The 14,231-nt window shown below is 70.5% G+C and carries 12 protein-coding genes; 5 read left to right on the top strand and 7 right to left on the bottom strand.

The genetic code is table 11. The annotated features are described in order from the left end of the window. The first annotated feature begins 2 nt into the window (after window positions 1-2). Window positions 3-824: a fumarylacetoacetate hydrolase family protein gene (locus AB0F17_RS29755; RefSeq protein WP_358029364.1), complete on the top strand. Its 822-nt coding sequence runs from the start codon at window positions 3-5 to the stop codon at window positions 822-824. Next, window positions 817-1,518, top strand: a complete 702-nt coding sequence (locus tag AB0F17_RS29750; RefSeq protein WP_358029860.1) for a maleylpyruvate isomerase family mycothiol-dependent enzyme — start codon at window positions 817-819, stop codon at window positions 1,516-1,518. The genes AB0F17_RS29755 and AB0F17_RS29750 overlap by 8 nt, the downstream gene beginning before the upstream one ends. A 44-nt stretch (window positions 1,519-1,562) precedes the next feature. On the opposite strand, the gene AB0F17_RS29745 is transcribed toward AB0F17_RS29750, so the two are convergent. The 4 genes from AB0F17_RS29745 to AB0F17_RS29730 all read right to left on the bottom strand — a co-directional run bounded on the left by AB0F17_RS29745 (window position 1,563) and on the right by AB0F17_RS29730 (window position 5,951). Continuing rightward, complete coding sequence (locus AB0F17_RS29745) at window positions 1,563-3,146, bottom strand: heparinase II/III family protein (RefSeq protein WP_358029362.1); 1,584 nt, start codon at window positions 3,144-3,146, stop codon at window positions 1,563-1,565. Window positions 3,147-3,378: 232 nt separating this feature from the next. After that, window positions 3,379-4,257 carry a CU044_5270 family protein gene (locus AB0F17_RS29740; RefSeq protein ID WP_358029359.1) on the bottom strand — a complete coding sequence of 293 codons (879 nt, stop codon included), beginning with the start codon at window positions 4,255-4,257 and terminating at the stop codon, window positions 3,379-3,381. After that, window positions 4,250-4,867 carry an RNA polymerase sigma factor gene (locus AB0F17_RS29735; protein WP_358029357.1) on the bottom strand — a complete coding sequence of 206 codons (618 nt, stop codon included), beginning with the start codon at window positions 4,865-4,867 and terminating at the stop codon, window positions 4,250-4,252. The genes AB0F17_RS29740 and AB0F17_RS29735 overlap by 8 nt, the downstream gene beginning before the upstream one ends. A gap of 64 nt (window positions 4,868-4,931) precedes the next feature. Further along, the gene (locus tag AB0F17_RS29730; RefSeq protein ID WP_358029355.1) at window positions 4,932-5,951 is read right to left on the bottom strand and encodes a DUF5937 family protein; all 1,020 of its coding nucleotides are present in this window, start codon (window positions 5,949-5,951) and stop codon (window positions 4,932-4,934) included. Window positions 5,952-6,011: 60 nt separating this feature from the next. On the opposite strand from AB0F17_RS29730, the gene AB0F17_RS29725 reads away from it, so the two are divergent. Next, on the top strand, window positions 6,012-7,229 hold the full coding sequence (locus AB0F17_RS29725; protein ID WP_358029353.1) for an MFS transporter: 1,218 nt from the start codon (window positions 6,012-6,014) through the stop codon (window positions 7,227-7,229). Here the strand turns inward: AB0F17_RS29725 and AB0F17_RS29720 are convergent. Continuing rightward, window positions 7,226-7,990: a GNAT family N-acetyltransferase gene (locus tag AB0F17_RS29720; RefSeq protein ID WP_358029350.1), complete on the bottom strand. Its 765-nt coding sequence runs from the start codon at window positions 7,988-7,990 to the stop codon at window positions 7,226-7,228. The two genes, AB0F17_RS29725 and AB0F17_RS29720, sit on opposite strands and share 4 nt — an antisense overlap. A gap of 138 nt (window positions 7,991-8,128) precedes the next feature. Between AB0F17_RS29720 and AB0F17_RS29715 the strand changes: the two genes are divergently transcribed. Further along, complete coding sequence (locus AB0F17_RS29715; protein WP_358029347.1) at window positions 8,129-9,790, top strand: LLM class flavin-dependent oxidoreductase; 1,662 nt, start codon at window positions 8,129-8,131, stop codon at window positions 9,788-9,790. Between the two features lie 43 nt (window positions 9,791-9,833). On the opposite strand, the gene AB0F17_RS29710 is transcribed toward AB0F17_RS29715, so the two are convergent. Beyond that, entirely contained in the window at window positions 9,834-12,053 is a 2,220-nt protein-coding gene (locus AB0F17_RS29710) for a thiamine pyrophosphate-dependent enzyme (RefSeq protein ID WP_358029344.1), read from the bottom strand. 196 nt (window positions 12,054-12,249) lie between these two features. On the opposite strand from AB0F17_RS29710, the gene AB0F17_RS29705 reads away from it, so the two are divergent. Beyond that, window positions 12,250-13,602, top strand: coding sequence for a hypothetical protein (locus AB0F17_RS29705; RefSeq protein WP_358029342.1), 1,353 nt, complete (start codon window positions 12,250-12,252; stop codon window positions 13,600-13,602). Between the two features lie 59 nt (window positions 13,603-13,661). Here the strand turns inward: AB0F17_RS29705 and AB0F17_RS29700 are convergent, their stop codons facing one another. Beyond that, the gene (locus AB0F17_RS29700; protein WP_358029339.1) at window positions 13,662-14,120 is read right to left on the bottom strand and encodes a hypothetical protein; all 459 of its coding nucleotides are present in this window, start codon (window positions 14,118-14,120) and stop codon (window positions 13,662-13,664) included. Window positions 14,121-14,231: the final 111 nt, after the last annotated feature.

The following is a 14,231-nucleotide window of genomic DNA, read 5'->3' as shown; positions in this document are numbered from 1 at the left end:
GCGTGAAGCTCGCGACCCTGCGACTGCCCGGCCGTACCACCGCCGCCCGTGTCGACGGCGAGTACGCCGTGGAGATCGGGGCACCCGACGTCGGGGCGCTGCTCGCCGAGCCCGGTTGGCACGAGCGGGCCGCCGCCGCGGACGGCCCGAGACACCCGCTCGCCGGCGCGGACCTCGCCCCCGTGGTGCCGCACCCCGGCAAGATCATTTGTGTCGGGCTCAACTACCGCACCCACATCCTGGAGATGGGCCGCGAGCTGCCCGCGTATCCCACGTTGTTCGCCAAGTTCGCCGACGCGCTGATCGGGCCGTACGACGACATCGTGCTCCCCGCCGTCTCCGAGGCCATGGACTGGGAGGCCGAGCTCGCCGTCGTCATCGGCACGGAGGTACGGCACGCCTCGCCCGAACAGGCTCAGGCCGCCATCGCCGGCTACTCGGTGCTCAACGACGTGACGGCCCGCGACTACCAGTACCGCACGCTGCAGTGGCTCCAGGGCAAGACGTTCGAGTCCACCACCCCGTTCGGCCCCTATCTCGTCACGCCCGACGAACTCGACGGCGCGCTGACCATGCGGTGCGAGATCGACGGAGAGGTGGTGCAGCAGGCGGACACGGCCGACCTGGTGTTCTCACCGGCCGAGCTGATCGTGTACCTGTCGCAGATCCTCACCCTGCGCCCCGGCGACGTGATCGCGACCGGCACCCCCGGCGGAGTGGGGCACGCCCGCAAGCCGCCGCGCTACCTCGCCGACGGCGACAAGATCGTGACCCGGATCGCGGGCCTCGGCGAGCTGGTCAACGTGGCGCGCCGTGATGGCTGACCTCGCCTGGCTCGACTTCGGCACCGCGTACTTCACCGCCTGCCTCGACGGAGCCGACCTCGACCGGCCCAGCCGCCTGCCCGGGTGGACCGGGCGGCACCTGGTGGCCCACGTCGCCTGCAACGCGTCGGCGCTCGGGCGGCTCGCCCATTGGGCGCGGACCGGCGAGGAGACGCCGATGTACGCGAGCGCGGAGGCGCGGGACGCCGAGATCGAGGAGCGGGCGCGGCTCTCGCCCGCCGATCTCGTAGTCCTGGCCGAAGAGAGCGCCGCACGGCTGCGGACGGCTCTGGAGGACCTGTCCGCTCAGCAGTGGGACGCGAAGGTGCGCACCGCGCAGGGCCGCATGGTGCCCGCCTCGGAGATCCCCTGGATGCGGGCCCGTGAGATGTGGATACACGCGGTGGACCTGGGGACGGGCGGGCGCTTCGAGGACTTCCCGCCCGGGTTCGTGGACGCACTGCTCACGGACGTGACGGAGCTGTGGGTACGACGCGGGCAGGGCCCCGCCGTGGTGCTCGCACCGACCGACAGGCAACAGGTCTGGCGCGTGACCGCCGAGCCGGCGGCCGGTGGGGCGGACCCCTCGGACGTGGGCCAGGTGAGCGGGACGGCCGCCGAGCTGGCCGCCTGGGTCACCGGCCGTGGCCCGGCCCCCGACCCTGAGGCGCCCACGCTCGGCCGCTGGCTCTAGAACCTGTGAGGCGGCCGTCGGCTCCAGAAAGGAACGGCCCATGACTAGCGCGGACCGCACAGTCTCGACCCCCGGAAACTGACCGGCCCGCCGGGGGTACGCACCGTGATCAGGTCGCCCGCCACCGAGACCACCGGGTCCTCGCTGCCCGGCACGATCACGGTGAGCAGCCGGGAAGCCTCCGGCGACGCCACCGTCACGGTCTCCGTCGTCCGGAGGTAGCCCGGTGAGATCGTGCCCCGCCCTACCGTCTGTCCGCTCACCGGCCTGCCGTCGGTCGTGAGCTGCAGGAGCGTCACGCGGCGGGCGCCGTCACCCAGCACCACGACACCGTCGCGCCGGCCGACCAGCCGGAGCGACGGGTCGAAGTGCCACAGACCGCGCACCGCGTATCCCTCCGGCACCGAGTCCAGCACCGCCATCAGGTCTGCTCCATGGCTGACCAGGACCTCGCGCGTACGGCGCACGCCATAGGCGTCGTCGCTGAGCCGGAACGACTGCCGCGACGCACCGACGTCAGCGGCGTCCAGGCGGGTGGCCTTACCCTCTCGGAAACCGGCGCCCACCACGACGGGCACGTTGTGCGCGTCGGGTGACTTGGTCCACGCCACGTAGTCCGTCTTCTCGTAGGAGTGGAAACCGGCCTCGACCAGCACCGGACGACCCTGCGCGTGATAGGTGACGCCGAGGTGGTCCTCGTGCCCGTGCAGCCGCCGCCCCGGCCCGAACCTGATCGAGTAGAACGCCGACCCCGGATCGCCCCACGCGGTCCTGCCGAAGACGTACCCGCCGTCGAAGACCCGCACCGCCACCCCGTCATGCGCGAACCCGGCCGCCCGCGTGTCAGCCGGACTGTCCCCGAGAGGCGCCAGGAAGCCGTCGGGCTGCGTGGCATGGGCTATGTACGCTTCGAGGGCGGTCCGGCGCGCCGCCAGCCGTTCCGGGATCCCGGCCCCGCTCTCCTCGATCGCCCGTAAGGCCACCCCCAGCCGCCGGTGCACGTACAGCCCGTACCTCGGCGCCTGCTCGTGCAGCACGCCCTGCTCGTCGACGGCGAGTTCGGCCGAGGCGAGCATCCGGCGGATCGCCAGGTCACGCCAGCCGTCCCGGCCCAGGCGGCAGCCCACCACCAGCAGCGCGATGTCCTGGTCCAGGCCGTGGTTGTGGCCTTGCCGGTAGAGCGCCGGGTCGGCCAGGATCTCGCCGTGCTCGGCGAGGCTGTCCAGCAGGCGGGGGCTGTCCACGTGGGCGCTGAGGCACACCAGCGCGGGGGCGCGCAGCGCGACGGCGTGCTCGGCCCAGGCCCAGGGGCTGATGCCGGCGTCGGCGCGCGGGTTCTTGCGCATCCAGTCGTCGGTCAGGGCTTCGGCCCGGTCGAGACAGGCTCGGTCGTCCGAACGCTCGTACTCGGCGACCAGGCGGCCCATCCAGCGCAGGGTGTGCAGGTTCAGTGCCCAGGAGCGGTTGCCGTGCGGGTTCAGCCGCCAGTCGATGTCCGGGCCGAGGTCCACCGGGGGGAGCCCGACGAAGGTCACCCACCCGGCCATCACCTCCGGCACCTTGATCTTGGGGAACTGGTCGGCCAGGCAGATCGCCCGGCCGAGTGTCGTACGGGCACGCCAGAACATGGGGTGGCTCCTGATTTCGGGCGCGCGAAACCCACGCGCGGCGCGATCGGCGCGGCGCGAGGTTCACGTGCGAGGGAAGGCGCGCGAGTTCCGCGCGCGGCGGTACGTGCGGTGCGGTACGTGCGGTGCGGAGGCCCGCGCTGGACGGTGGGTGTGGCGTGGCGCGGATCCCTCAGGTGGATCCGCGCGGGGGCGGCGAGGTCAGGGCACGGACGTGCCCTGACTTATGGGGTTACGGCCGTGGGCTCGCGGTCTCGGATACGGCCGGGCCCTTGTCGGTCCAACCGGCACCCAGGACCACCTCGGACCGCTGCGTACCCCCGCCGTACACCCCCGCGCTGTCGGTGCAGGACAGCACCTGCGAGCTGGCCGCGTCGATGATCAGCGTCCGCTCGACAGCCGGATCGCCGTCCAGTTCGAACGCGAACGCGTCACCGGTCCGCCCCCGCTGGTCCGTGCTCCGGCCCAGGTAGGTGACGTTCGGCAGGTCCCCGAGCAGCCGGTAGGCCGCCGCCCGGACGCCCGGCGGCGACGGCTTGCTCCACAGCAGCCCGCTGACCGCGTCCGCCAGGACACCGTCGCCGGACCCGGCGGGCAGCATCCCGATCACCCATTCCTTCAGCGCGGCCGGGTCGGTCGGCAGCCGCTGGATCTGCTCGAACGTCAGATCCCTCCCGGCCATGCTGAACGGCGCCCTCTTGCCCGAGAACACGACGACCTTCGCGGACCGGCCCGCCATCCGCTCGCCTGTCCACGCCTTCCCGTCGCGGGTGGCCCAGAGGTCGGTGACCTTCGTGCCGTCGTGGAGCTTCTCGATGTGCCAGTACGTCCCCTTGCCGGCCGGGCCCGACGCCGCCGTGGTCGCGGCGGCCAGCAGGATCGACCGTCCGGAGACGGTTTCGCCCGCCGTACGAGGCGAAACGAACGCCACCACGGCCGCCACGGCGACCGCCGCCGCCGCGAGACCGCCCACGGCCGCCCGCCAGGAGAACCACGACATACGCGAGGAGCGCCGCCGCTCGGCCTCCAGCCGCTCGCGGACCCTGGCTTTGAGCGCCGGTTCGGTCGGCGGCTCGCCGTACAGTTCGCGGATCGACGACAGCTCATCCATGGTCGGCCTCCTCGGGGACGAGCATCGGATTGGTGCCGCCCAGGGAGCCGCGCAGCTTCTTCCTGGCCCGGCTCAGCCGGGAGCCGACCGTGCCGTACGGGATGCCGAGCGCCGCAGCGATCTCCTCATGGCTCAGCCCGGCCAGCGCGACGAGCAGGATGACGTCGCGATCCCGCTGCTGCAGCTCCGCCAGCGCGGACGCCAGACTCGGCTGCAGGCTCTGGGCGCTGACCCGCGCGGACACCCGGTCCTCGTGACCAGGCGCGTCACCGTCGGGACCGTATCGTCCCAGCGCCCGCAGCGTCCGCGCCTCCAGGCGGCGATGCTTGCCGATGAGCTTGGTCGCGATGCCGAACAGCCAGGACCGCACGGTCGCGCGCGCCGGGTCGTACCGCGCGCGCTTCCTGAACGCGATGAGGAACGTGTCGGAGACGACGTCCTCGGCATGGTCCACGCCGAGCCGCTGGGCGACATAGCCGTGAATATCGCCGAAGTAGGCGTCGAACACCGCCCCGAACACCCCGGCGTCGACAAGTGACCCCGATAAGACCTCGCCCCGGTCGACCGGCCCCTGGGCGGCCCGGCCGGAGATCCAGGGCAGCGTCGTCACCACGGTCGCCCTTTCACGATGCTTGCCCCGTCATGTGCCACCCTTCGAACGTTCAGCGGATACCTCATATCCCCCGATCCGCCCGATTGCTTTCACGCCCGCCATCGGCAGACCTCGCGTCTCCGGCAAGAAGTGCCTCGGCGACAGCCGTACGGGCATAGAGCACATACCTCCCCGTACGGTGCGCACTGGCCAGTCCGGCCTTGCGGAGCGCGGTGAGGTGCTGGTTCGCGCCCGGCTCTGACAGGTCGAGGCGGGTGGCCAGCTCCCTGGTCGAGGCGGGCTGGTCGAGTTCGGCCAGTAGCCGGGCGCGGGTCCGGCCGAGCACGGCGGCCAGCGCCTGCGGCGGGTCGCTCTCGCGGTGCTCCCAGAGCGTCGCGACACCACGCGGCGGGTAGCGGATCGTGGGCTGCCAGGGCGGGGTCGTGACGGAGAAGACACGCGGCCAGGTGAACACCGACGGCACGAGCAACAGCCCCAGCCCGCGCAGCGGGCGCACTCCTTCGCTGGCCGTCTTCGGCAGGCGGAGCGTCTCTCCCTCCCAGGTCACGGCCGCGTCGAGGTCGCTGAGCATGCGCCGCAGTCCCCCCTCGGCCAGTGCCCTGGCCCGGTAGAGCACGTCGCCTTCGAGCAGGGTGCCGATCCGGGGCCAGTAAGGCGCGATGGCCGCTTCCCAGTAGCCGCGGATCTCCCCGGCCAGCCGCTCGAGGCCGCCCACGGGGTCGTCGTGGAGCGCTTGAAGCGCTCTGGTGCGCGGACCGTCCCAGACGTCGAGACCCTCCTGGACCAGGGGCGCCATCGCCGCCATCGTGGCGAGCTCCACCTCCAGGTCGGGTACGGAGGTCGAGGGCGGCGGGCAGACGAAGCAGACGATCGAGGTCGTCGGCACCGGCACCAGGTCGGACAGCAACCGCCAGTCGACATCGGCGAGCGGCCGTCGTACCCGCTCCACCCAGGGTTTGAGTACGGCATGCGCGGCCGGGTTCTTCACCACCCGGACGCTGGCGACGACCTCCCACAGAGGAGAAACGGCGAAACGGACATTGGCCGCATCCTGCGCGGTGAACGTCAGTTCAAGGCCCATTCGATTAACCCTCTGCTTAATCAGTGGCCGCCAGATCCACCATCCCATCATCTAGGTGACATGACAGCTGTTGCCGAGACCCCGCTCCTGCGTGAACCCTCCTTCAGAAAGCTCTACTTGGCGTCGGCGGTCAGCCAGTTCGGCACCCAGGTCGGCTACGTGGCGATGCCCCTGCTCGCGGTGACCGCCCTCAACGCGGGACCCGGTGAAGTGGGCCTGCTCAGCGCCCTCACCACGATCTCCGTGCTCGTGCTGGGCCTGCCCGCCGGGGCCTGGGTGGACCGGGTCAGGCGCCGCCCCGTGATGATCGCGACGGACCTCGTTCGCGCTGTGCTCCTGCTGTCGGTGCCGGTCGCGTGGTGGCTGGGCGCGCTCACGATGGCCCAGTTGTACGGCGTCGCCATCGCGACGGGAGTCGGCACGCTCTTCTTCGACGTCGCCTCCCAGAGCACGGTCCCGCACCTGGTCGGCCGCGACCGGCTCACCGCCGCCAACTCGGTGCTCGTGGGCACGAACGCGGCGATGGACGTGGGCGGCAGAAGCGCCGCCGGAGTGCTGGTGACCCTCGCGGGCGCGCCGGTGGCGATCCTGCTCGACGCTCTCACCTATCTGTGGTCGGCCGGGTGGCTGCGCCGGATCGGCAAGCCCGAACCCCAGCCCGCCCCCGTCCCCGGAGAGCGGCTCGGACGGCAGATCGGCGAGGGGGTGCGGTACCTGTTCGGCAACCGGATCCTCGTCGCCATCGCGGCACAGGGCGGTCTGTCGAACCTCGGCTTCCCGCTCTGCTCGACGCTGCTGCCCGTGCTCCTCGTGAACGAGCTCGGGCAGCCCGCCTGGGTGCTCGGGGCCTACCTCGCCGTCGGCGGGCTGGGCACGCTGGCCGGTTCCTCGACGGCGCACCTGATCGGCCGCCGGCTCGGCCGGGGGCGTGGCGTGTGCGTCGTCGGACTGGCTACCGCGCCGTTCGCGTTCCTGCTGCCGTTCGTCGGCTGGAGCCTCTGGGTCTCGGCGGCCGCGTGGAGCCTCCTGTGCTTTCGGACGGGGATGAACAACGTGCTGCTCGTCAGCTTCAGGCAGCAGGTCACGCCCGACCCGATGCTCGGCCGGACGAACGCCACCATGCGCCTGATCCTGATGGGCGCGGTCGGCGTCGGCGGCCTGCTGGCGGGCCTCCTCGGCGAGGTCTGGGGCACCGGGAGCGCCATGTGGGCGGGCGCGTCGATCATGGCGCTCAGCTGGATCCCGATCTGGCTCAGCCCACTCCGCCGCGAAACCTAGTACGGCGACTGAGCGTGGAGCGAGATGTGCAGTGCCTCGCCCACCTTCCGGTAGCCGACGCGGGCGTAGACCCGCGCGGCGCCGTCGTCGGCGGGAGTGAGGAACGGCGTCGTGATCCCGGCTTCCATGCCCGCGCGGGTCAGCAGCGCCGTGACCGCTCCCGCGATGCCCCGCCGCCGGTGTGAGGGACGCACCGCGATACCCGCGACCTCGGCGACGCCCTGATGCGGGCTGCCGAGCTGCCCGGCGCCGACCACGTCCCCGGTGGTGGTGTCCACGGCGGCGGCCACGAACCCGCCGCCGTTCAGGACCCGCTGAAGCCGGGCGACGTCGTGCTCGTTGGCTTCCGGCGCCTCGAACACCTGGGTCATCACCCGAGCGACGTGCCAGAGGCCGGGCTCATCGGTCACGAGCGCGACCCGGACGGCCGCGTCGACGGGCGCGTCCACGGCGCCGTCCGGCGAGCACACCAGGACCGGGTAGCGGCCTTCCACGGTGAACCCGGCCACGAGCAGCGCGTCCTCCACCTTCGGCGCCGCCTGCGGCAGGTACTCCAACCGCGGTGTCCGCGCCCGCTCACGGAACGCCGCGACCAGCGCGGCGACCTCATCCGCCGCGGGGGCGCTGTGATCGTCGGGTACGGCGTAGTTGAACGGGAGCGCGTCGTCATGCTCATCGAACCGGATCACGAACGGCCCGGCCCGATGCGCCCGAGTCCCGGCCACCGACCTGAGATAGGCATGCACGGCGGCGTCCAGCACGTAAAGGTCCTCTCCGCAAAACGATGATCACTACAAGCTAAGTCCCGGTGGGTTCCCCGGACAACTTGGGGCGCTATTGACGTTATGTCCAGTTCGGGAGACGGTCATCTATAGGGCCAGGTAGACCGGAGGTTTGAGGTGCGGTTCGGAATCTTCTACGAGCATCAGCTGCCCCGCCCCTGGGAGCCGGACAGCGAGCAGCGCCTGTACGCAGACGCGCTGGAGCAGGTCGAGATCGCCGACCGGGTGGGGTTCGACTACGTGTGGGAGGTCGAGCACCACTTCCTGGAGGAGTACTCGCACTCGGCGGCGCCCGAGGTGTTCCTCGCCGCCGCCTCACAGCGCACCAGGAACATCCGGCTCGGCCACGGCATCGTGCAGGTCCCGCCGCCGGTCAACCACCCTGCCAGGGTCGCCGAACGGGTCGCCACGCTCGACCTCGTCTCCGGTGGCCGGGTCGACTTCGGCACCGGGGAGGCGAGTTCGGCGGCCGAGCTGGGCGGGTTCGGCGTGGACCGGGAGCGTAAGCGGGCCATGTGGCAGGACTCGCTCGACGCGATCACCCGGATGTTCGTCGAGGAGCCGTTCGCCGGGTGGCACTCGCCGTACCTGCGCATGCCGCCGCGCAACGTGATCCCGAAGACCGTGCAGAAGCCGCACCCGCCGCTGTGGGTGGCCTGCTCGCGGCGGGAGACGATCCACCTGGCGGCGCGGAATGGGATCGGGGCGCTGTCGTTCGCGTTCGTGCATCCGGAGGACGCGGGGAAGTGGTCGCGGGACTACTACCGGCTGCTGGAGTCGGAGGAGTGCGTGCCGGCAGGGTTCGCGGTCAACGCCAACCTGGCGATCGTGCTGCCGATGATGTGCCACGAGGATCCCGCCGAGGCCCGGCATCGGGGCGCTCTGGGGGCCGCGTTCTTCGCCTATGCTCTGGCGCATTATTACGGACCGTCGAAACACACTCCCGGCCACAGCAGCATTTGGGGAAATTTCACGAAAGACGGCCCCAAAGTGGGGCCGCAGGGGACGGATCCGCTCGCGGGCGCATTGGGTAGCCCACAGCAACTCATCGACCTCATCACCCGGTACGAGGCGGTCGGCGTGGATCAAATGATCTTCGTGCTCCAGGCCGGGCCGAATCGCCATGAGCATATTTGCGAAAGCCTGGAATTGTTCGGGAAAAAGGTCCTTCCCGCATTCACCGAAGGCCGCGAGGACCGCGAGCGTGACAAATCCTCACGACTCGCCCCCGCCATTGAAGCCGCCCTCTCCAGACGGTCCCCGGCCAGGGTGCTGTCCCAGCCGTACGTGATCGACGAGGACGCGGAACTGTCCCGCGTCACCCACCGCCCGGCCCCCACCCCGGCGGACCTGTTCGTCGCGGCCCGCAAACGAGCCCGCCTCACGGGCCGGCACCTCCTGTCCCGCTTGGTCACGGGCCGCTCGGACGAGGACCTGACCCGCTGGCTGACTCCCGGCCGGCAGCGCCTCCTGTTCACCCTCATGGCCCGCTCCTTCCAACCGGACAAGGCGTTCGGCTTCCAGGGCACCCTCGAATTCCGCCTGCAACCCGGCTCCACCTGGACCATCGCCATCCGAGGCCCCCGAGCCCGCGCCTTCTCCGGCCCCGCCCGCACCCCGTCCCTCACACTCACCCTCCCGGCCGCGGACCTCCTCCGCATCCTCGCGGGCACCGCCAACCCGGCCGCCCTGCTGATGTCCGGCCGCCTGGAGATAACGGGCGACGTGACACTGGCTTCCCGGATAGCGGAGATGTTCGGCGGCCCTTCGCCGTACTAGCGGGGCTTCAAGGGGGAGCCCCTCCGCGTGGAGCTGGCTGTGCTCAGCCGAGCAGCTTCCGCGCCGCCTGCTCGATTTCCTCCTCGGACATCAGCACGTGGCCGGCCGCGTCTCCCAGCGGAATGAAGCTGTCCGCCGACGTCACCCGCGCCACCTGCCCCGAGAACCCCGCGTCCATCAGCTCGGCCACGATCCCCTCGGACACCCCGCCCGTGTGCCGGGTCTCGTCGGCGATCAGTACCTTGCCGGTCAGCTCCGCCGCCCGCACCAGGTCCTCCACCGGCAGCGGCGCCAGCCACCGCAGATCCAGCACTCGGCAGCCGAAGCCCTCCTGCGTGAGGCGGACGGCGGCCCGCAGGCTCATCCGCAGCCCGTTGCCGAACGTGACGATCGTGAGATCGCGCCCGTCCCCATAGGATCGCGCCCGCCCGATCGGAACGTGCGTCTCGGGCCAGCGCGACGGCGGCGCGTACGGCGCCAGCCAGCCCCCGTCACCCTCCTCGAACAGGTCGCGCGTGTGATAGAGCGCGATCGGCTCCAGGAACACGCACACGGAGCCCTCCGTGCGCGCGGCCGCGAGGCAGGTGCGCAGCATGGCCGAGGCGTCGTCGGGACGCGACGGCGAGGCGATGACCAGGCCGGGGATGTCGCGCAGGGCGCCGACCGCGTTGTCGTTGTGGAAGTGGCCGCCGAACCCCTTCTGGTACGCGTAACCGGCCACCCGCACCACCATCGGGTTGAGGTAGGCGCCCCGCGAGAAGAACGACAGCGTGGACGCCTCACCCCTGAGCTGGTCGAGCGCGTTGTGCAGGTACGCCAGATACTGGATCTCGGGGACGGGCAGCAGCTTCGACACCCCCGACCCGAGCGCGAGCCCCAGGATGGACTGCTCGTCGAGGTGCGTGTCGAACACCCGCCCGGCGCCGAACCGCTTCTGCAGCCCCCGGGTGACGCCGTAGACGCCGCCCTTCTTGGCGACGTCCTCGCCGAAGACCATCATCTCCGGGTGGACGGCCAGCGCGTCGGTCAGCGTGCGGTTGATGGCCTGGGAGAGCGTCAGCGGCTTCTCGGCCTCGGGCAGCGAGCCGGCGAACGCTCGTTCCCTGACCGAGGCCTCGGCCGCCACCGGGCTGATCCTGGCGATCATCTCGGCGCGGCGCGGCGCGAGCGGCTCCATGATCTCCTTGGCCGAGCCGAGGCGCGGGCCGCGGCTGGTCTCCAGGGCGATCCGCAGCACGTGCTCGCGGGACGACTCGTAGTGCGTGAGCAGCTCCTCGGGCGTCATCAGCCCCGCCTCGACCAGCAGCCGGGCGGTGGTGAGGAGCGGGTCGCGCTCCATGTCGGCGCGGATCTCCCGCTGGGTGCGGTACGCGGACTCGACGTCGGACCCGGCGTGGCCCATGAGCCGGACCGTGCTCAGGTGCAGGAACGCGGGGGAGCGGTTGGCCCGTACGTGCTGGACCGCCCGCATGGCCGCGTCGTAGGCGTCGGCCAGGTCACAGCCGTCGGCGGCGAAGTACTCGATGCCGGGACGCCGCGCGCTCGCCGCCACCCAGCCCTTGGGCGTGCGGACGCTGATGCCGATGCCGTTGTCCTCGCACACGAACAGGATCGGCAGCGCCTGCCCCTGATGCGTGGCATAGGCGGCGGTGTTGAACCCCGTCAGCGCCGTGGCGTGGTTGACGGACGCGTCGCCGAAGCTGCACACGGTGATCGCGTCACGCGCCCACGGCGAGGGGACGTCCAGCGCGCGGGCCCGCTCGATCGCGAAGGCGACGCCCACCGCGCGCGGCAGGTGGCTGGCGATCGTCGAGGTCTGCGGGATGATCGCCAGGTCGGGATGGCCGAACACCTTGTGCCGGCCGCCCGCGATCGGCTCCTCCGCCGAGGCGGTCAGCCCCATGAGCACGTCGCGGATGCCCTGCTCGGGCAGCCGTCCGGCCTGCTCGGACCTGGTCAGGTAGAAGGCGCCGGAACGGTAGTGCAGCAGCGCGGGGTCGTCGGCCCGCAGCGCCGCGGCGACCGCCGCGTTGCCCTCGTGGCCGGCCGAGCCGATCGTGTAGAAGCTCTCGTTCTGCTCGCGCAGCCAGCGGGCCGCGATGTCGAGCAGGCGGCTGTCGAGCTGGCGCTGGAAGAGGGTCCGGCACTGCTCGCCGGTCAGCGACGTGCCCTCGCGTACGGGCCGGCCGGGATCACGGGCCGCGCCCGTCCTCAGCGTCGTAACCGTTTGGGTGAAATGGGTCTCAACAGTGTCGCGCGCCACAAGGCGATTATGTCGTCCCGATCCCGGGTTCGTCTGCCTGTCGGGAGGGACATGTTGTGGACCGGTCCTATTGACCCCGATCTATAACAGCTTGTCAGATTTAGCAGCTTTCTGGCCAACCTGAATGTTTACTGGGAGCGATAAGCGTGGCACCCTCAATGCCGCGTTGAACACAGGGATCCAGAAAGGAACCCGCATGTTACAACGCATCCGTATCGCCGCCGTCGCGCTCGCGACGGCCGCCGGGCTGCTCGCCCTGGCACCGTCGGCGTCGGCCGCGGCCAAGGCCCCCTCCATCTCCGACGTGGACCTCAGCCCGGGCTCCCCGGTCGTGGTCTTCGACAAGCCGGTCACGGTGACGTTCACGTTCACCACCGGGGCCGCCAAGACGGCCGAGCTCCAGCTCAAGCCACCCGGCCCGAGCGTCGGCACGCCCATCGAGCTCAAGCCGGCGCCGCTCGGCCTCCAGACCAAGTGGACCGGTACGAAGAGCTTCGAGGCGAAGGACGCCGGCAAGTGGAGCTTCCTCGCCATCGCCCACGGCGACGGCGACAAGTCCGTCAGCGGCACCTTCGACATCCAGAAAGCCCTCGTCACCAAGATCGTGGACTTCGGTGCCAGCCCCGGCCAGGTGGACCGCGGCGACCTGATCAGGGTCTCCGGCCAGCTCCGGGCCGACGGCAAGGGATACGCCGGCGCGTCCGTGGCGATCACTTTCCGTGAGAGGGGCACCGACGCCTACCGCGGTGTCACCACGGTCACCACCGGCCGCGACGGCTGGTTCGTCACCAAGGTGCGGGCCAGGGCCACCGGCTATTGGCGGGCCGAGTTCGGCGGGAACAAGGAAGCCAGGGCCTCGATCAGCGACAGCGACAGGGTCGACGTCCGGGTCAGGCACGATCGTGACAGCAGGATCGCCGGCTTCGACGCCGCACCCGAGCCCGTCGACAAGGGCGACCGGCTGAACTTCTCCGGCACCCTGCAGGCCGAGGGCTGGCAGGCACTGTCCGGCCAGCGGGTCTCGATCTTCTTCAGGGCCGATGGGTCGCGCCGGTGGGAGTACGTCACCAGCGACGTGACGAACCGCGACGGCCGCTTCTGGGCCATCGCGACCGCCGAGTCCTCGGGCTGGTGGCGGGCCGCGTTCGCCGGCACCAGTGGCGTCAGGGGCTCGGTCAGCGACGCCGACCAGGTCACGGTCGTCGAGCCCACCCCGCCGCCGACGGTGGAGAAGTCGGCCAGCCGCGTGATCAAGTTCAACGCCTATCCGGAGCCGGTCAAGCGCGGCAAGTACCTGAAGTTCAGGGGCAAGCTGCAGATCGACGACAGCGGGTCCTGGGAGGGGTACGCGGGCAAGGTCGCGCTGTACTTCAAGCCGGTCGGCTCGCACAAGTGGCAGTACGTGAAGACCACGTCCTCCGGTGACAGCGGCAAGCTGTATGCCAAGGTCAAGGCGTGGAAGTCCGGCTCGTGGAAGTTCGTGTTCGGCGGGGATGACGATTTCTATGGCGACAGCAGCCGTAGGGACTATGTCCGCGTGAAGCGGTAACGCGTCGGCACCGCTAGCTGAGGCCCGGGGCGATCGGCCCCGGGCCTCACGTGTTGTTGCTAGGACTCGGGAGCTTTGGCTCCGAGGCTGATGAGCATGCTCTTGAGCTCACCGAACCCGCTCTTGAGCTCACCGAACCCGCTCTCGAGCCCGTTGAACCGGCCCTCGAGCCTGCTGAACCCGCTCTTGAGCTCGGCTACGTCCGTCTTGAGCTCGGCTATGTCCGTGTCGACCTTTTCGAACCGGCGGGCCATGGACAACTCGAGGCTGTCGATCCTGGTGCCTTGCTCATCGAGGCGATGATTGATCTTTGCGATGTCTTGATTGGCCCGGTCGAAGCCATCCATCATGTCGATATTGAGCGTGTAGATCTTCTCGCCGAGCTGCTTCGTCCGGATGTCGATCTTCTGGTTGAGCTCTTTGGTCCGCTTGTCGATCTTGTCGAGGATGTTCTTCCCCATGGCGTCAGCGCGCTCATGGTGGACGTCGAACCGTTCGGCGATCGTCATGTCAGGCACACCGCTAACTGTACGTTCCTCGAGCACGGAGACCCGGTCCGTGAGCTCCATCACTGCCACGTGCAAGTCCAACGCTGGTGCTCCTTTGGAGGGGGGATTGCGCTTGCATCG

This window comes from Nonomuraea sp. NPDC026600 (assembly GCF_040638335.1).
Taxonomy (GTDB): Bacteria; Actinomycetota; Actinomycetes; order Streptosporangiales; family Streptosporangiaceae; genus Nonomuraea.
The sequence above is the reverse complement of the archived record's forward strand: the minus strand, read 5'-3'. Positions and strand labels throughout refer to the sequence as shown.

Excerpts from the sequence above, each read along its gene's own strand:
- AB0F17_RS29750 (WP_358029860.1), top strand. The coding sequence starts at position 817 with ATGGCTGACCTCGCCTGGCTCGACTTCGGCACCGCGTACTTCACCGCC.
- AB0F17_RS29745 (WP_358029362.1), bottom strand. The coding sequence starts at position 3,146 with ATGTTCTGGCGTGCCCGTACGACACTCGGCCGGGCGATCTGCCTGGCC.
- AB0F17_RS29740 (WP_358029359.1), bottom strand. The coding sequence starts at position 4,257 with ATGGATGAGCTGTCGTCGATCCGCGAACTGTACGGCGAGCCGCCGACC.
- AB0F17_RS29730 (WP_358029355.1), bottom strand. The coding sequence starts at position 5,951 with ATGGGCCTTGAACTGACGTTCACCGCGCAGGATGCGGCCAATGTCCGT.
- AB0F17_RS29725 (WP_358029353.1), top strand. The coding sequence starts at position 6,012 with ATGACAGCTGTTGCCGAGACCCCGCTCCTGCGTGAACCCTCCTTCAGA.
- AB0F17_RS29705 (WP_358029342.1), top strand. The coding sequence starts at position 12,250 with ATGTTACAACGCATCCGTATCGCCGCCGTCGCGCTCGCGACGGCCGCC.